Raw genomic sequence first — 14,437 nt, 5'->3', positions numbered from 1 at the left:
GGGTATGCCGTTGTGCAACGGGCTTTTTCCAGAAATACGTTACATTTTATGAGCGTAGTTGAGGAACTGTCGAATGTTCTTCGGGGGGCAGATGAAAGTCCTTGTTTTCGACTAAAAAACAGGGGTTTTCGACGAACAGCCTTAAGGCCGTCCATAAACGAGAAACCCCGCCGGATGGCGGGGTTTCTTGTACGGCATCAGTGGAACGCCACACTCAGCCGTGCAGGGTTTCCGCCGCGTAGAGCGTGTTTTCCAGCAGGCAGGCACGGGTCATCGGGCCAACGCCGCCAGGTACCGGGGTAATCCAGCCAGCGCGGGGCAGGGCGGTGTCGTAGATCACGTCGCCGACCAGCTTGCCATCTTCCTGGCGGTTGATGCCGACGTCGATGACGATGGCGCCTTCCTTGATCCACTCGCCCTTGACCAGGCCCGGCTTGCCGGCGGCCACGACCACCAGATCGGCGCGGCCGACGTGGCCGGCCAGGTCCTTGGTGAAGCGGTGGGTGACGGTGACGGTGCAGCCGGCCAGCAACAGTTCCATCGCCATCGGGCGACCGACAATGTTGGAGGCGCCGACCACCACTGCGTTCATGCCGTACAGGTCGGCACCGGTGCTTTCCAGCAAGGTCATGATGCCTTTAGGCGTGCATGGGCGCAGCAGGGGGATGCGTTGTGCCAGGCGGCCGACGTTATAAGGATGGAAACCATCGACGTCTTTGTCCGGGCGAATGCGCTCCAGCAGTTTGGAGGCATCCAGGTGTTCAGGTAGAGGCAGCTGCAGCAGCACGCCGTCGATGTTCGGGTCGTCATTAAGACGGTCGATCAGGTCGGTCAGGGCTTGCTGGGTGGTGTCAGCGGGCAGGTCATAGGCTTGGGAGAGGAAGCCGACCTCTTCACAGTCTTTACGCTTGTGCGAGACATAAACCTGAGAGGCGGGATCGCTGCCGACCAGGATCACCGCGAGGCCGGGCGTGCGCAGGCCTTGCTCGCGACGCTCGGCGACACGTTTGGCGATCTGCTGGCGCAGGCTGGCGGCGATCGATTTGCCGTCGATTAGTTGTGCTGTCATTGCGCGTGATTAACCATCGAGAGGGGGAAGAAAAGAGAGCGCATTCTCGCATGTCAGGGCGTGAGGGCAAAGGCGCTTGGTCTGCAAATTCCCCTAACCCCTTAAATAAAATGAATTTTTTTTAAAAAAGAGTTGACGACCTTCGGACTCACCTATAACATTCGTCGCACTTGTCGGGCACAGCCTAGCACTGGTTAAGAAGGTTGATCAGAATTGATGTTTGATTCGGTGAGACTGAAAGCACTTAGTTTGTAATCGTCCAAGAATACAGATTAACAAGGCGCCCGTAGCTCAGCTGGATAGAGCATCCGCCTTCTAAGCGGATGGTCGCAGGTTCGAGTCCTGCCGGGTGCGCCAATTAGGCAGCTTTGGCACAAGTAACGCAACATGGCAATATGGTGGGCGTAGCTCAGTTGGTAGAGCACGGGATTGTGACTCCCGTTGTCGAGGGTTCGATCCCCTTCGTCCACCCCATATTTAGAAAGGCGCCAGATTAATAGTCTGGCGCCTTTGCTTTAAAAGCTTGATACGCGGATGTGGTGGAATTGGTAGACACACTGGATTTAGGTTCCAGCGCCGCAAGGTGTGAGAGTTCGAGTCTCTCCGTCCGCACCAAACAAGTATTCGCAGTGATTCACCATAGTCCGCGAAACCCAACAGAAAGCCGCCTAGTGCGGCTTTTTTGTTGCCTGGACGTTCCTTGGTCGTTCGCCACGATCCGCAAAACTCTAGTGCATTCATCGGTGCCTCTTATTGTGTGACCTTGTGGTGAGGTACTAATGCCTCTCACTGACACTGCCGTCAGGCAAGCAAAACCCAAAGAAAAAGACTACAGCTTCAGCGACACGGGCGGTCTGTCCCTGTTCGTAGCCAGCAAAGGCTCGAAAGCGTGGCACTTCCGTTTTTCATGGTGCGGATAGCAACCACGCATATCCCTGAGCACCTACCCAGATGTTTCCCTCAAAGATGCGCTAGAGCTCCGTGACGGAGTTCGTGAGCTGGTTGCCAAAAGCATTGAACGCTCGGAGCGACGTCAGTTCCAGCAGACTACCGGCGCCGACGTGACCAACACCTTCGCCGCAGTGGCTGAACGCTGGTACATCTTCAAGCGTCCACGCCTGACTGAGCAGCCAAGGGCAGCGCGAAGCAGTCCCGCCTGTACCTGGAAAGACCTTCTGCTTGCTCTCGGCAAAATCCCCATCTGCGAAGTGAGGCGCGCCGATCTACTGATCGTGATCCGCCGCATCGAAAAGCGTGGCGCCCTCCATGTAGCCGAGAACTGCCGGACATGGATGAAGCAGATCTTCAGCTTCGCCGTTGCCGAGGGCATCATCGACGCGAGCCCCGCAACTGACCTGGAAGCTCTTGCTGCGATTCAGCCACCGGTTAGTCATGCCCTGATTCTTCGCGGTGACTATGAGCTTAAGTTCTTCCTCGCAAAGCTTCGTGAGTTCCGCGGGCGCATGTTCACCGGCGGCGCGATTAGCCTTCTTCTATTAACAGGCGTCCGGGCGGGCGCGCTCCGCAATGCGTCCCTCGAGCCAGTTCGATCTCGAAAACGCACTCTGGACCCATTCCGGCCGAGGTCGTGAAGCGGTTGCGCAGTAGGGTGAGATTGGAGGGGGGGGCAAGGTTTCGCCGTACCTGGCACCGCTTTCGCGCCAGGCCGTGGAAGAAGTGAAAAAGGTCATGGCGATGACCGGCCGCTTCAAGTTGTGTGGTCGCCGGTACCGTGCTGGATCCTACCGGCGGCGTCACGCACTATTGCGCGACCACCATGCCCAAGGTTCCGGCTTGGGCGGTGAACTTTTCCTTGTGTAGCAATGGTGTTGCTTGTGGCCGGAGTGTTGTTCGGCGCCTGCCACCACGGCCTGTCGGTGAAGGGGCTCGAGTGGCCGGCCTGGTGGAGTGACCGCGACCCTAAGGGCGCCGAGCGTAACAAAGAGCAGCCCCGTCAACTCTCAATGAACAAGGTGAGTCAGGGTGGGCAAAAGATCATTGACCAGGTGGTTGCCGATGCTGTCGCTGCTCGCGCTGCTGCTGGTAGCCTGGGAACGCCCACCGACGACCTTGCTCGTCGCCTCTCAGCCAGTCAAGGCAGCGGCCATTCCTGCACTGCCGCCGCAAACCAGGCGGCTACCCACGCCGTCCTGGTGTTTGCTGACGTGTTCAAGCGCTGATGCAAGAGCGGGAGACCTTGGCGACAGATGCTGATCAAAGTCGGGGAAGAAGATTAGCGTGTGAGTGCACCTACATTTCGCTCGGAAAAAATTAACATGTTTCGGTGACCGAAAAACGATCACGCGGATTGAATGCCAATGCGTCGATTACAGCGGCTCAGGTCGTCTCCGCAGAGAGCTTGCTCGTTCTTTTGTTTAAAAGCACAGTTCTGAATAGTCTTGTTGCTGGCGCCTCAACTATCTTGTGCGCAGCTATGCCGCATATTGTGCAGAATGCACATGAGAAAACAACAAGCACGTAAATATTTGTGCTCTCAATGATTCCGGTTCTGGCGGCCACGAATTTAATGGCGCCGATTGTAAGGAAGTGGGTCAGATAAGTTGAGTATGATGCATCGCCTATAGCGTTGATGGCGGCTGCAATCCATTTTGTTTTGGATTGGCTGATATTGAGGAAGCAGAAGAAAATAACGGCAGCTGGAATTCCGTAGTAAATAACCCTGTTGTTGTCGGTTAGCGTTCTTTCGGTCACTGGGTAAGGTAATGTTAGTGCGAGTAATGCAAGGGAGGCGATCATCAGTGTCACAGCAATGGCTGCTGGGTACGTGATTGGCTTGTAATGGCTGCTTTTGAAATAAATGCAGATCAGAATACCTGCCATAAATTCAAGTGGCAGTGTAGACAGGAAAAATTCCATGATGTAATTGCTTGATGAGACTGTTGCCCCTCCGATGCCCCAGAAAAGCAGGGCTGCTACAGTCATAGCCAATCCTGCGTCGCGCCGAAACAGCAGGCATAAAGAGAATATAAGATAGAACACAACCTCAAAGGCCAGTGTCCAGGCTACGGCCAATATTAACGATGTGCCTGATCCGATTTGTGACGGTATAAAAAGCAAAGACTTTATTACAAGTAAATTGCTGTATTCCATTGCGTAGAATAGCTTCGGTGCGACGTAAAGAATGATGGCTGTCAATAGTGTGACAAGAAAGTACATTGGGTAGATGCGTATCACCCGCTTCTTTAAGAAGGTGCTTACTGATGTGACCCCTTTTCCAAAGTCGTCCCAGTGCGCAAAGGCCATAATAAATCCGCTTAACACAAAGAATAAATCTACACCGATATTGGTAAGCTCGAAATTTTTAGAGTAAGTATGTGAATACCCAAGAAATAGGAATGAATGAATAACCAGTACAAGCGTTGCAGCCAGCCCTCTAAGTGAAGTGATGCCGGCAAGTCCCTTTGGTGCTTTCATCTTGTGTCCTGATGGTTTTTATGGGTGGCCAAATGCTACATCAAGCGTCAGCGGCAATCCATTAAATGCCTTGCCGTCCGTAACGTTGAGGAGCACTTTGAGCGCCTTGGTCATTGGCCGCTCGTCGCGCTGTTCTGGAAAGGGGGGGCATCCCTTGGAAGCAGATCCATGTCACCAATCCGATTCGAGGCGACGTCGCGATCAATAGCGAGATGTGCGCGTTGATGAATCGGACGAACAACATTGCCAGGATGAGGCCGAATCTTCCGCTTAATGATTCCCTGCTTTGTCCGTTGATCGATGCGGTCATGTCTGGCATGGCCACGAACGCTTTTTCGCCGATCGGGTTGGAGGGGATCGGAGGCTGCCTCTGTGCGCAATCGTGGTAGTGCAGGGATAGGTTGGTTGTGTTCGGTCGGCAGGACGCCGGTGGAGGGGGCCACAAAGGCATTGAAATGCCCGTGTGTAGAAAACGTGAGTCACGCAATTGTACGCCGTGCATACTGTGGCGGCTTTTGGGATGGTGTGACCGATTGCTGTCGGCATAAGCTGTTAATTTATTTGGTGTTTAAGGTGCCTGATGTGATTTAGGTTCGAGCGCCGCAAGGTGTGAGTGTTCGAGTCTCTCCGTTCGTACCAAACAAGTATTCGTAGTGATTCACCTAGTCCGCGAAACCCAGCAGAAAGCCGCCTGGTGCGGCTTTTTTGTTGCCTGGACGTTCTTGGTCGTTCGCTAGCATCCGCAAAACTTTAGTACATCCGCCAGTGTGGCCTTCTGGTGATGTACGAATGCCCTTCACTGACACCGCCGTCAGGCAAGCAAATCAAGTGGGCACTCAGTTCGTGACAGGTACTCGAGTGGCAGAAGATGATCCGTCCCGAAACGCTATCTTGATAGCCGGCGCGCCGCCCGATCTATCTGCCTGCACCACATGACTTCGTCGGCAAGGTGTCCGGACAGGTCTTCGGCGCGCCACCACCCCATCGATCAACTTGCTGTGCATCGAAGAGAGTCTCTCGGTCGCATGGCAATATCTGTCCGGCACCTGCGTCGAGAATTTGCCCAGGCTTGAATGCACCGAGCGCTATGGCCGTGCCCATACCTTCCACTACGCGGATACGCGGGGTACGGGGTGGATTTTCGTTCGAGAACTGCGTGCGAATGGCCGATTTCATGCGCCGTTGCACGTGGTAGGGTGATGGTCAGCATCAACGACCACCCAAGCATCCGCCGGGTGTTTTTTGGGGGGGAGTACGTTGAGATGCTGGATACCCGATACACCAAGACCAGCCAGCGGCAGGGAAAGGCCGATGTCAGAAGTGAGCTGCTGATCATGAGCTGGGAGTCAGCAGCGTTGGGCGGGTCGTTTTGACGTCAGTGCTTTCGAGCTAAAACGGCCAGCGGCCGTTTAGCTCGTGTCATGTCACTTGCGCACGTTCTGGAACAGCATCAGCCTTGAAGTTTCATGCATGCCACGGGTCAGCAGCGTCAGGCGTTTGAACTCTTCAGGGTGTTTCTCGGCCACGTTGTCCCGTGGAGTCGTTGAGGCCAGGTCGTGGAGGGTTGGCGAGCTGCCATCGTGCTCCATCTGCACCATATAATGTTGAGTCACGCCCGCAATCAGCGGGAACGTTCCCTCGCGTAATACCAGTGGTACCACGCGTTCACCTTCGGGGGCGGGCTGCTGAATGTCGCGCCCCATGCCGCTGTTGCGAAACTCAAGACCGACCATGCCCGCCACGGTTGGCAGCAAGTCCGCCAGGCCAACCGCTTCCTCGACCGTGCGCGTCCCAAGCAAACCCGGCGCGTGTATGATCATGGGCACTGCATTGCTTTCCAGGCCCAGTTGCTCATAAGCCGGCGCCAGGAACGGAATCTGGGCGATTCGGGTGTTATGGTCGCCAAACAGCACGAAAATGGTGTTGTCGTAGTAGCCGCCAGCCTTGGCTATTTCCATCAGGCGCCCGATGTTGAAGTCCAGCAGGCGCACAGCGTTGTACTGTTCAACACTGCGCGATCCGGCGGCCTGGACTTCTGCCAGGGTTGGGTGCTTGACCTCGAATCCATCGTTGGTCTTGGGGATCGTGAAGGGGCGATGGTTGCCGGCCGTCTGCACATAGGCAAAGAAGGGTTTGTCCTTGGGCAGTGCTTGCAGGACTTTGTCGGTTTCCTTGAACAAGTCCAGGTCCGAGATCCCCCAGACATCCACTGCCGGAGATTTCCAATCCCGTTCTTCGAGCAGGCGAACGCCGTCGATGCTTTGCCGGATCAAGGCATTCATATTGGCCCAGCCGGAGTTACCGCCAATGGTGTAGATCTTCTCGTAGTCGGCGAAGGCATTGATCAGGGTGTGCTGATTGGTGATCAGCGGATTGCGCGTTGCGGTTTCCTGGCGCGTGACGTCAGGCACCCCGCTAATACTGGCCCAGACGGTTTTTGCGGTCCCCGTCACCGGCACATAGAAGTGCTTGAAAAACCAGCTCTGGGTGGCCAGGCGATCGAGATTGGGCGTCGGATTGATCGGGTTTCCGTAGGCCCCGACGGCGCTGGTGCCCAGCGATTCAAGCATGACAAACATCACGTTCGGTGGTCGCGAGCCCGGTACTTTGTAGGGTTGTGGTGCCTGGTGGCGTACGAAGTTCATGGTGTGTGGATCGGGCTGATCAACGCCCAGGTAGTTGGCCATGACCGCATAGTGCTCGCGCACCTGCGCTTCGTCATAGCGCGACTGACCGACCTTGACCGTGTCGTAGAGGAAAATCACGGGGTTCAGACCCAGCGCAGCGATCTGGTTGTTGCCCGAGAAGAAGGCATCGCTCCAGCGCAGTGGGACGGGGTTTTCCAGGTTAATGTTTTCGACGCGGCCCAAAATACCCAATAGCACCAGCACGACCATCAATGCGCTACCCCATGTGGCGGAGAACGGGTGAATGGTTTTGCTGGGGCGGTCAAGCGTCAAGCGTTCCAGGCGCACCAGGACCAGTGTCACCACCGCGACTGTTGTCAGCCAGCCTAGCGAAATCCAGATGACCGGGTAGGATTGCCAGATCATGCCACGGGATATTTGCGCATCATCGATGAAGCGCAGCACGGTAGCGTTGATCCTTACGCCCAGGTAGGCGTAGTGGCCAAAATCGATGATGTAGACCAGCAGCAGAGCGCTGAGGGTGGTGGCCAGATATACCCGTGCGATCCGGCGCACCAGGCGGCTGCTGACAAGGTTCCAGCGGGGGAGCCACGCCAGCAATGCCAGCGGCAGCATTATCAGGATGGCCAGGCGCAGGTCGAAACGAAAGCCGATGCCCAGGGTTTCCAGGATGGCTTGTTCGTCGATCAGGGCTCTGGCGTCGAAACCGGAAAAACCGAAAAAGAACACCGTCCGCAGCAGTGCAAACAGCGCAAACATAGTTGCCGTTGCGCCAAGCCAGTAATGCAGGCGTCTCGAATGCAGCCAACCCATCCATGCTCCCCTTATTGAATAATGTCGTTGAGTTTCAAACGGATCCGTTTGATGCGCAGCCGCGTAGCATGTTTAGCCGATCGTAGGTCCAGCGTGTGGCGCGTATCAACAGTGCCGTACAGCAATACAGGCCGAGCAGTGGATCAATCAGGTAATCCCAATAATTCTGCGAAGGCTTGATTTCGATGATGAAGGCGAGTGTCGCGCAGGCCAGCATCACGACGGCCAGGTAGTTACGCAGGTAAAACAGGCCCAGAGTGAGCAGTGCGACGAACAGCAGTAATGGGCGCGGGCTGAAGCCGAGTCGATAAGGGTCCAGGTCGCTCAATCCCAGGGTTGCTGGATACAGCGCCAGGGCCGCCGCGGCGAAGAGAATCAAGACGCTGCTTTGACCTTGCAGGGCAGGCGGCAAGACATCCAGTCGGCGCAAACACCCCCAGGCCAGGAGCACCAGGGTCGTAACCGCCAGGTCATCGATATGGCTGCGCAAGTACGCGGCCAGTGACAAGCCGTCAAGCGGTATGAAGCTGGCAGCCAGCAAGGCGAGCAAGAGCGTCAGACCGCCAACCCGCTTCAAGCCGAATGAGGGTAGCAGCAGGAAGATGATCATCGCGAAGCTGATATGGGCCTGCCAGAGATTGTTCAATGGGTACGCTCCGCCAGCCACGCTTCGTTGAAGGTGACGTGTTTGATAAAGGTGTTGTTCCAGGAATAAACCAGGTGATACAGCCCGTCTGGGCTGCGAATGAAGTAAGGGTACTCGTATTCAAAGTCACACCCTTGTTTTTTACAGACGCGGCCGTTGAGGTTGTTCAGGAACTGCGCCTCCAGCGGTTGGCGCAGCGCGCCACTGGAGTCGCGAAACTCTTTGCCAATGATTTCCTTGTAGGCCTCGGGTGAAAACGCGTCGCCCTCTGGGTCGGGGGATTTGTCCAGGTCTTGCAATGAATGCCAGTCGGCCATTTCGGCGTCGGTCCTGTAAAGGCTCAGCTTGAAGCGCCCCTCTTGCAGGTCATTGAGTGCGACCAGCAACCCATGTTCGGGCGTCGCGACGGCCGCCAGCGAGGAATTCGGATTCGATGGGTCGAGTGGGTAGGGTTCACTCCAGGTTTGCCCTGCATCTTCAGTGCGGGACGCCAGCACGCGGTGGTGGGTGTCACCGGCGTAACGCAGCATGGCGATACCGCGCTGGCCATCCAATGGAACCACCGTGGGTTGCAATGAATTATTGCCATGGCTGATGCGGTACTTGTCGATCACATTTCCGTCTGCGCTCAGGTACAGGTACTCGGCAAACTTGCCCAAAAACTCGTGGTATACCGGCAAGCCGATGGAACCGTCGGCATGAAATACCGGCGCTGAGCGGACCAGTGTGCTGATATTCAGAAAAGGTGACGTGATCAGTTGGCGTGGCGCGGACCACTGACGGCCAAAGTCATTCGAGACCATCACGTTGACCGCACTGCCGGCCCAGCCGCCCATGGACACCGACACGTAGAACAGCCAGAGGCGATTGTCCGGCGCGAGGGCAACAACCGGGTTGCCTAGTTTGCGAATGTGTTTTCGAGTGCCCTGTTCAGTCGAATCCCGGGTTACCAGTACCTGCTCGGCACCCCACTCGCCGGTTTTTGCGTCAAACCGGGCAGAGCGCACTTGCACATCGGCTGCGCCTTCGCGAGTGCCAGCGAACCAGACCGCCATCAGGCTGCCGTCAGGCAGGGCGGTTACTGCCGAAGAGTGCACGAAGTCCACCAGCCCGGAAGAGGCGAATCGGCTGGTGTAAATGGGCTTGGCGGCATCGGCCACGGCCGGCACCGGTTTCATCAAGGCAAACGTGGAATGCACCGGGGCGGGATGGGTGAACCATGCGGCGAAAAACAAGCAACAAAGGGCAAGGTAGCCACCGAAAACGGGGCTGGGGCGTTTGATGCGCATACTTAAGGCATCTCCTGGCCCGATAAAGCGCCGCAAAGTATCACGGCGGGACGCCAGTCTGATTGCATTGGGCTGTTACATTGTAAGTGAATGCTGCTGTTTCTTGACCGTTTTGCCGGAGCCGTGCGTCGGACGATACTGTCAGCGCGGGTTCAGACTGCTCAATTCCAGCCACCCTCCGACGTCGAGCGGGTAATCCATCTTCATGTGTGGTGTGGGGCATGGAGGTGCCTATGAAGCCGGGGTGGTTCATATGTCGAAAACCCTCCTTGAGATCTTCAGCGTAGCCGCATGGGCTGGGCGCAGCAGAGGGGGGCTGTTCGGTCGGCAGAATGTCGGAGCAGTAGCATCAATAAAAACCGAGCATTCTCAATACCTTGGCGGTAGAATCGCAGCCCGTTTCGGTTAAGTCGAACTGGTCCGGCGGTAACGGATCAGTACAGCTGTAAGTGTACTTGAGGGGGGCTTGCATTGTCAGGCCCAGCAACGGCGGGAGTTTTCGGGTTTATTTCGAGTCTCTCTGTCACCCTGTAAGTGGCTATTTGATAGCAGATAACGGCGCAGTACCTGAAAAGGGCTGCGCCGTTTTTGTTTCAGTCGTTCGAGTTTTTTCGATATGACGGTGGATTTTGTGCTGGTAGGGTGTGCGGCTCGTCGAAAACATGTTTCACGATGATGCCCGATTTGCCCGTCGGTCTCCTGGCGAGGCCGCAACCAGGGAGAAGCCGACCGGTTCCTTCTATATATAGAAGGGGTGGTGCAGAGCCCTGGCGTGATTCGCTGTATTTGCTCTCATGGCGAGGCTCAACCGTTTGTCCTCGCCGCTAAATGGCCTGCTGCGTTTTTACCCGTTTTCAGTAGGGTGACTTCTTGAGTTTGACCCACTAGAATGCATGCCCTTGATTCTGGGGTCGGAAACGGCCGGCTAACGTCTGTGCAACGAGGAATATCCATGCAAGTTTCTGTTGAAAATACTTCTGCTCTTGAGCGCCGCATGAGCATCACCGTGCCAGCTGAGCGCATTGAGACTCAAGTCAACAAGCGTCTGCAGCAGACTGCCCAAAAGGCCAAGATTGCAGGCTTCCGTCCTGGCAAAGTGCCGATGAGCGTGATCCGTCAGCGTTATGAAGCTGATGCGCGTCAGGAAGCTGTAGGCGACGTGATCCAGGCTTCTTTCTACGAAGCCATTGTCGAGCAAAAGCTGAACCCGGCTGGCGCTCCTTCGGTAGAGCCAAAAGTCCTGGAAAAGGGCAAGGATCTGGAATTCGTAGCAACGTTCGAAGTGTTCCCTGAGTTCACCGTTGCCGGTTTCGACTCCATCGCGGTCGAGCGCCAGAGCGCTGACGTGACTGACGCCGACCTGGATAAGATGCTGGACATCCTGCGCAAGCAGAACGTCCGTTTCGAAGCCGTTGAGCGTGCTGCTCAGAACGAAGACCAACTGAACATCGATTTCGTTGGCAAGGTTGACGGTGAAGTCTTCGCCGGTGGTTCGGCCAAAGGTACCCAGCTGGTCCTGGGTTCCGGCCGCATGATCCCTGGCTTCGAAGAAGGCCTGGTGGGTGCGAAGGCGGGCGAAGAGCGCGTTCTGAACCTGACCTTCCCGGAAAACTACCAGAACCTGGACCTGGCTAACAAAGCAGCCGAGTTCACCGTGACCGTCAACTCGGTTTCCGAGCCGAAGCTGCCTGAGCTGACCGAAGAATTCTTCGCCCAGTTCGGTATCAAGGAGTCGGGCATCGACGGTTTCCGCGCCGAAGTTCGCAAGAACATGGAGCGTGAGCTGCGTCAGGCGATCAAATCCAAGGTCAAGAATCAGGTAATGGACGGTCTGCTGGCCGCCAACCCGATCGAAGTGCCAAAGGCGCTGCTGGAGAACGAAGTGAACCGTCTGCGCGTGCAGGCTGTTCAGCAGTTCGGTGGCAACATCAAGCCTGATCAACTGCCGGCCGAGCTGTTCGAAGAACAAGCCAAGCGTCGCGTTGTGCTGGGTCTGGTCGTGGCTGAAGTGGTCAAGCAATACGACCTCAAGCCTGACGAAACCCGCGTTCGCGAACTGATCCAGGAAATGGCTTCGGCCTACCAGGAGCCAGAGCAAGTTGTGTCCTGGTACTACAAAAATGACCAGCAACTGAACGAAGTTCGTTCGGTTGTGCTGGAAGAGCAAGTTGTGGATACTGTTCTGCAGAAAGCTAGCGTGACCGACAAATCGGTCTCTTACGAAGAAGCGGTCAAGCCGGTAGAAGCTCCACAAGCCGACTGATTGTTTTTGCGTTAGAAGCACACACCATAAGCCAGCTCTCGAGCTGGCTTATGCGTATTCAAGACATAACTATTTGGGAGTGACTGCAGAGCATGTTCCGTAATTCGTATATTCAGCAGAACTCTGATATCCAGGCCGCAGGCGGTCTGGTCCCGATGGTTGTCGAGCAGTCCGCTCGTGGCGAGCGCGCCTACGACATTTACTCGCGCCTGCTCAAGGAGCGTGTGATCTTTCTGGTTGGCCCGGTAGAGGACTACATGGCCAACCTGATCTGTGCGCAACTGCTGTTCCTTGAAGCGGAAAATCCGGACAAGGACATCCATCTCTATATCAACTCCCCGGGCGGTTCGGTGACGGCGGGCATGTCGATCTACGACACCATGCAGTTCATCAAACCCAACGTGTCGACCACCTGTATCGGCCAGGCGTGCAGCATGGGCGCGTTCCTGCTGACGGCCGGTGCTCCTGGCAAGCGTTACTGCCTGCCGAACTCGCGAGTGATGATTCACCAGCCACTGGGCGGTTTCCAGGGCCAGGCGTCGGATATCGAAATCCATGCCAAGGAAATCCTCTTCATTCGTGAGCGCCTCAACACGTTGATGGCCAAGCACAGCGGGCGCACCCTTGAAGAAATCGAGCGCGATACCAACCGCGACAACTTCATGAGTGCAGACGCCGCGCGTGAGTACGGCTTGATCGATGAAGTGATCACCCAGCGCCCCGCTTAAAATAAGCAGCTCAAAACAGGCTGGTCGGCTGGTCTGATCACCGGCGGGCTTGAAAAAGCCCGCAATAGCCTTCATCTTGTGTTGCAAGCCTATCGGATTTGGATCGAACGAATGACTGACACCCGCAACGGCGAGGACAACGGCAAGCTGCTCTATTGCTCCTTCTGTGGCAAAAGCCAGCATGAAGTACGCAAATTGATTGCCGGCCCCTCGGTCTTTATCTGCGACGAGTGCGTCGACCTGTGCAACGACATCATCCGTGAGGAGGTGCAGGAAGCCCAGGCCGAGAGCAGCGCGCATAAATTGCCTTCGCCTAAAGAAATCAGCGGCATCCTTGACCAGTATGTGATTGGTCAGGAGCGTGCGAAAAAGGTTCTGGCCGTAGCGGTGTACAACCACTACAAGCGCCTGAACCAGCGTGACAAGAAGAGTGACGACGTCGAACTCGGCAAGAGCAACATTTTGCTGATCGGCCCGACAGGCTCGGGTAAGACCCTGCTAGCCGAAACACTGGCCCGCTTGCTGAACGTTCCGTTCACAATCGCCGACGCAACCACCCTCACCGAGGCGGGTTACGTGGGCGAGGACGTTGAAAACATCATTCAGAAGCTGTTGCAGAAGTGCGATTACGACGTGGAAAAAGCCCAGATGGGCATTGTCTATATCGATGAAATCGACAAGATTTCGCGCAAGTCCGACAACCCGTCGATCACTCGGGACGTTTCCGGTGAAGGCGTGCAGCAGGCCCTGCTCAAGTTGATCGAAGGTACGGTCGCTTCCGTTCCGCCACAAGGCGGTCGCAAGCACCCGCAACAGGAATTCCTTCAGGTCGACACCCGTAACATCCTGTTCATCTGCGGTGGTGCGTTCTCCGGTCTGGAAAAGGTTATTCAAAACCGTTCCACCAAGGGCGGCATTGGTTTCAGCGCGGAAGTGCGCAGCAAGGAAGAAGGCAAGAAGGTGGGTGAGTCCCTGCGTGAAGTCGAACCTGACGATCTGGTCAAGTTCGGTCTGATCCCGGAATTCGTCGGTCGTCTGCCGGTTCTTGCGACGCTGGACGAGCTCGACGAGGCTGCGCTGATGCAGATCCTCACCGAGCCGAAAAATGCTCTGACCAAACAGTATGCCAAGCTGTTCGAGATGGAAGGCGTAGACCTGGAGTTCCGCTCCGACGCCCTGAAATCGGTCGCCAAGCGCGCACTGGAACGCAAGACCGGTGCTCGTGGATTGCGTTCGATCCTCGAAGGCGTACTGCTCGACACTATGTATGAAATCCCCTCGCAGTCCGAGGTGAGTAAAGTAGTGATCGATGAAAGCGTTATAGAAGGCAAGTCCAAGCCACTGTTTATCTACGAAAACAGTGAGCCGGCTGCCAAGGCAGCGCCAGACGCGTAAGCGTCGCACTGCTGGTTTAAAGAAGGGGCCTTCGGGCCCCTTTGCTTTTAGCGGGTTCAGTGCCTTCTTTGAGCTTGTTTTTTTTCAAGGCAGCCCCCATCTTGGTTTCAAGCTTACTTCCATCTGTTTACGGCCTTATGGCCGCCGTAGA

Annotated in this window: 11 protein-coding genes, 3 tRNA genes and 1 pseudogene; 10 read left to right on the top strand and 5 right to left on the bottom strand. The window is 56.0% G+C overall.

The window, feature by feature from the left end:
- Positions 1 to 214: 214 nt before the first annotated feature.
- On the bottom strand, positions 215 to 1,069 hold the full coding sequence (gene folD, locus CKW07_RS03800; protein ID WP_095078887.1) for a bifunctional methylenetetrahydrofolate dehydrogenase/methenyltetrahydrofolate cyclohydrolase FolD: 855 nt from the start codon (positions 1,067 to 1,069) through the stop codon (positions 215 to 217).
- A 280-nt stretch (positions 1,070 to 1,349) separates the two neighbouring features.
- Between folD and CKW07_RS03795 the strand changes: the two genes are divergently transcribed.
- The 6 genes from CKW07_RS03795 to CKW07_RS03770 all read left to right on the top strand — a co-directional run bounded on the left by CKW07_RS03795 (position 1,350) and on the right by CKW07_RS03770 (position 3,249).
- Positions 1,350 to 1,426: transfer RNA gene (locus CKW07_RS03795), tRNA-Arg, on the top strand.
- Positions 1,427 to 1,467: 41 nt separating this feature from the next.
- Positions 1,468 to 1,543: transfer RNA gene (locus CKW07_RS03790), tRNA-His, on the top strand.
- A 56-nt stretch (positions 1,544 to 1,599) separates the two neighbouring features.
- A tRNA-Leu gene (locus tag CKW07_RS03785) sits at positions 1,600 to 1,684 on the top strand.
- Positions 1,685 to 1,848: 164 nt separating this feature from the next.
- Positions 1,849 to 1,989: an integrase arm-type DNA-binding domain-containing protein gene (locus tag CKW07_RS25880; protein WP_371850636.1), complete on the top strand. Its 141-nt coding sequence runs from the start codon at positions 1,849 to 1,851 to the stop codon at positions 1,987 to 1,989.
- 141 nt (positions 1,990 to 2,130) lie between these two features.
- Positions 2,131 to 2,661: a hypothetical protein gene (locus CKW07_RS03780; RefSeq protein WP_095143670.1), complete on the top strand. Its 531-nt coding sequence runs from the start codon at positions 2,131 to 2,133 to the stop codon at positions 2,659 to 2,661.
- A gap of 243 nt (positions 2,662 to 2,904) precedes the next feature.
- Positions 2,905 to 3,249, top strand: coding sequence for a DUF2514 family protein (locus CKW07_RS03770; protein ID WP_256577019.1), 345 nt, complete (start codon positions 2,905 to 2,907; stop codon positions 3,247 to 3,249).
- Between the two features lie 157 nt (positions 3,250 to 3,406).
- On the opposite strand, the gene CKW07_RS03765 is transcribed toward CKW07_RS03770, so the two are convergent.
- The gene (locus CKW07_RS03765) at positions 3,407 to 4,504 is read right to left on the bottom strand and encodes an acyltransferase (protein ID WP_095143669.1); all 1,098 of its coding nucleotides are present in this window, start codon (positions 4,502 to 4,504) and stop codon (positions 3,407 to 3,409) included.
- 817 nt (positions 4,505 to 5,321) lie between these two features.
- On the opposite strand from CKW07_RS03765, the pseudogene CKW07_RS25615 reads away from it, so the two are divergent.
- Positions 5,322 to 5,877, top strand: a pseudogene (locus CKW07_RS25615) (DNA adenine methylase); the annotation flags it as partial.
- A gap of 51 nt (positions 5,878 to 5,928) precedes the next feature.
- Here CKW07_RS25615 and CKW07_RS03750 read toward each other — a convergent pair.
- Genes CKW07_RS03750 through CKW07_RS03740 form a run of 3 tightly spaced genes read right to left on the bottom strand, consistent with a single transcriptional unit; the run spans position 5,929 to position 9,900 of the window.
- On the bottom strand, positions 5,929 to 7,965 hold the full coding sequence (locus CKW07_RS03750; protein ID WP_095143667.1) for an LTA synthase family protein: 2,037 nt from the start codon (positions 7,963 to 7,965) through the stop codon (positions 5,929 to 5,931).
- A gap of 34 nt (positions 7,966 to 7,999) precedes the next feature.
- Positions 8,000 to 8,611 (bottom strand): hypothetical protein, encoded by a 612-nt coding sequence (locus CKW07_RS03745; protein ID WP_095143666.1) that lies wholly within the window; start codon positions 8,609 to 8,611, stop codon positions 8,000 to 8,002.
- Positions 8,608 to 9,900, bottom strand: a complete 1,293-nt coding sequence (locus tag CKW07_RS03740; RefSeq protein ID WP_095143665.1) for an exo-alpha-sialidase — start codon at positions 9,898 to 9,900, stop codon at positions 8,608 to 8,610. The genes CKW07_RS03745 and CKW07_RS03740 overlap by 4 nt, the downstream gene beginning before the upstream one ends.
- A 952-nt stretch (positions 9,901 to 10,852) precedes the next feature.
- Here CKW07_RS03740 and tig point away from each other — a divergent pair.
- The 3 genes from tig (at position 10,853) to clpX (ending at position 14,286) form a co-directional block, all read left to right on the top strand.
- Positions 10,853 to 12,163: a trigger factor gene (gene tig, locus CKW07_RS03735; protein WP_095143664.1), complete on the top strand. Its 1,311-nt coding sequence runs from the start codon at positions 10,853 to 10,855 to the stop codon at positions 12,161 to 12,163.
- A 92-nt stretch (positions 12,164 to 12,255) separates the two neighbouring features.
- The gene (gene clpP, locus CKW07_RS03730; RefSeq protein WP_090456702.1) at positions 12,256 to 12,891 is read left to right on the top strand and encodes an ATP-dependent Clp endopeptidase proteolytic subunit ClpP; all 636 of its coding nucleotides are present in this window, start codon (positions 12,256 to 12,258) and stop codon (positions 12,889 to 12,891) included.
- A 111-nt stretch (positions 12,892 to 13,002) separates the two neighbouring features.
- On the top strand, positions 13,003 to 14,286 hold the full coding sequence (gene clpX / locus CKW07_RS03725) for an ATP-dependent Clp protease ATP-binding subunit ClpX (RefSeq protein WP_095143663.1): 1,284 nt from the start codon (positions 13,003 to 13,005) through the stop codon (positions 14,284 to 14,286).
- The last annotated feature ends 151 nt before the right edge of the window (positions 14,287 to 14,437 follow it).

Source organism: Pseudomonas sp. Irchel s3b6, from assembly GCF_900187415.1.
Lineage (GTDB): Bacteria > Pseudomonadota > Gammaproteobacteria > Pseudomonadales > Pseudomonadaceae > Aquipseudomonas.
This window is presented reverse-complemented; position numbering and strand designations above follow the sequence as displayed.

What these genes read in the sequence shown, in the direction of transcription:
- folD (WP_095078887.1), bottom strand. Translation starts at nt 1,069, where the DNA reads ATGACAGCACAACTAATCGACGGCAAATCGATCGCCGCCAGCCTGCGC.
- CKW07_RS25880 (WP_371850636.1), top strand. Translation starts at nt 1,849, where the DNA reads ATGCCTCTCACTGACACTGCCGTCAGGCAAGCAAAACCCAAAGAAAAA.
- CKW07_RS03765 (WP_095143669.1), bottom strand. Translation starts at nt 4,504, where the DNA reads ATGAAAGCACCAAAGGGACTTGCCGGCATCACTTCACTTAGAGGGCTG.
- CKW07_RS03750 (WP_095143667.1), bottom strand. Translation starts at nt 7,965, where the DNA reads ATGGGTTGGCTGCATTCGAGACGCCTGCATTACTGGCTTGGCGCAACG.
- CKW07_RS03740 (WP_095143665.1), bottom strand. Translation starts at nt 9,900, where the DNA reads ATGCGCATCAAACGCCCCAGCCCCGTTTTCGGTGGCTACCTTGCCCTT.
- tig (WP_095143664.1), top strand. Translation starts at nt 10,853, where the DNA reads ATGCAAGTTTCTGTTGAAAATACTTCTGCTCTTGAGCGCCGCATGAGC.
- clpP (WP_090456702.1), top strand. Translation starts at nt 12,256, where the DNA reads ATGTTCCGTAATTCGTATATTCAGCAGAACTCTGATATCCAGGCCGCA.
- clpX (WP_095143663.1), top strand. Translation starts at nt 13,003, where the DNA reads ATGACTGACACCCGCAACGGCGAGGACAACGGCAAGCTGCTCTATTGC.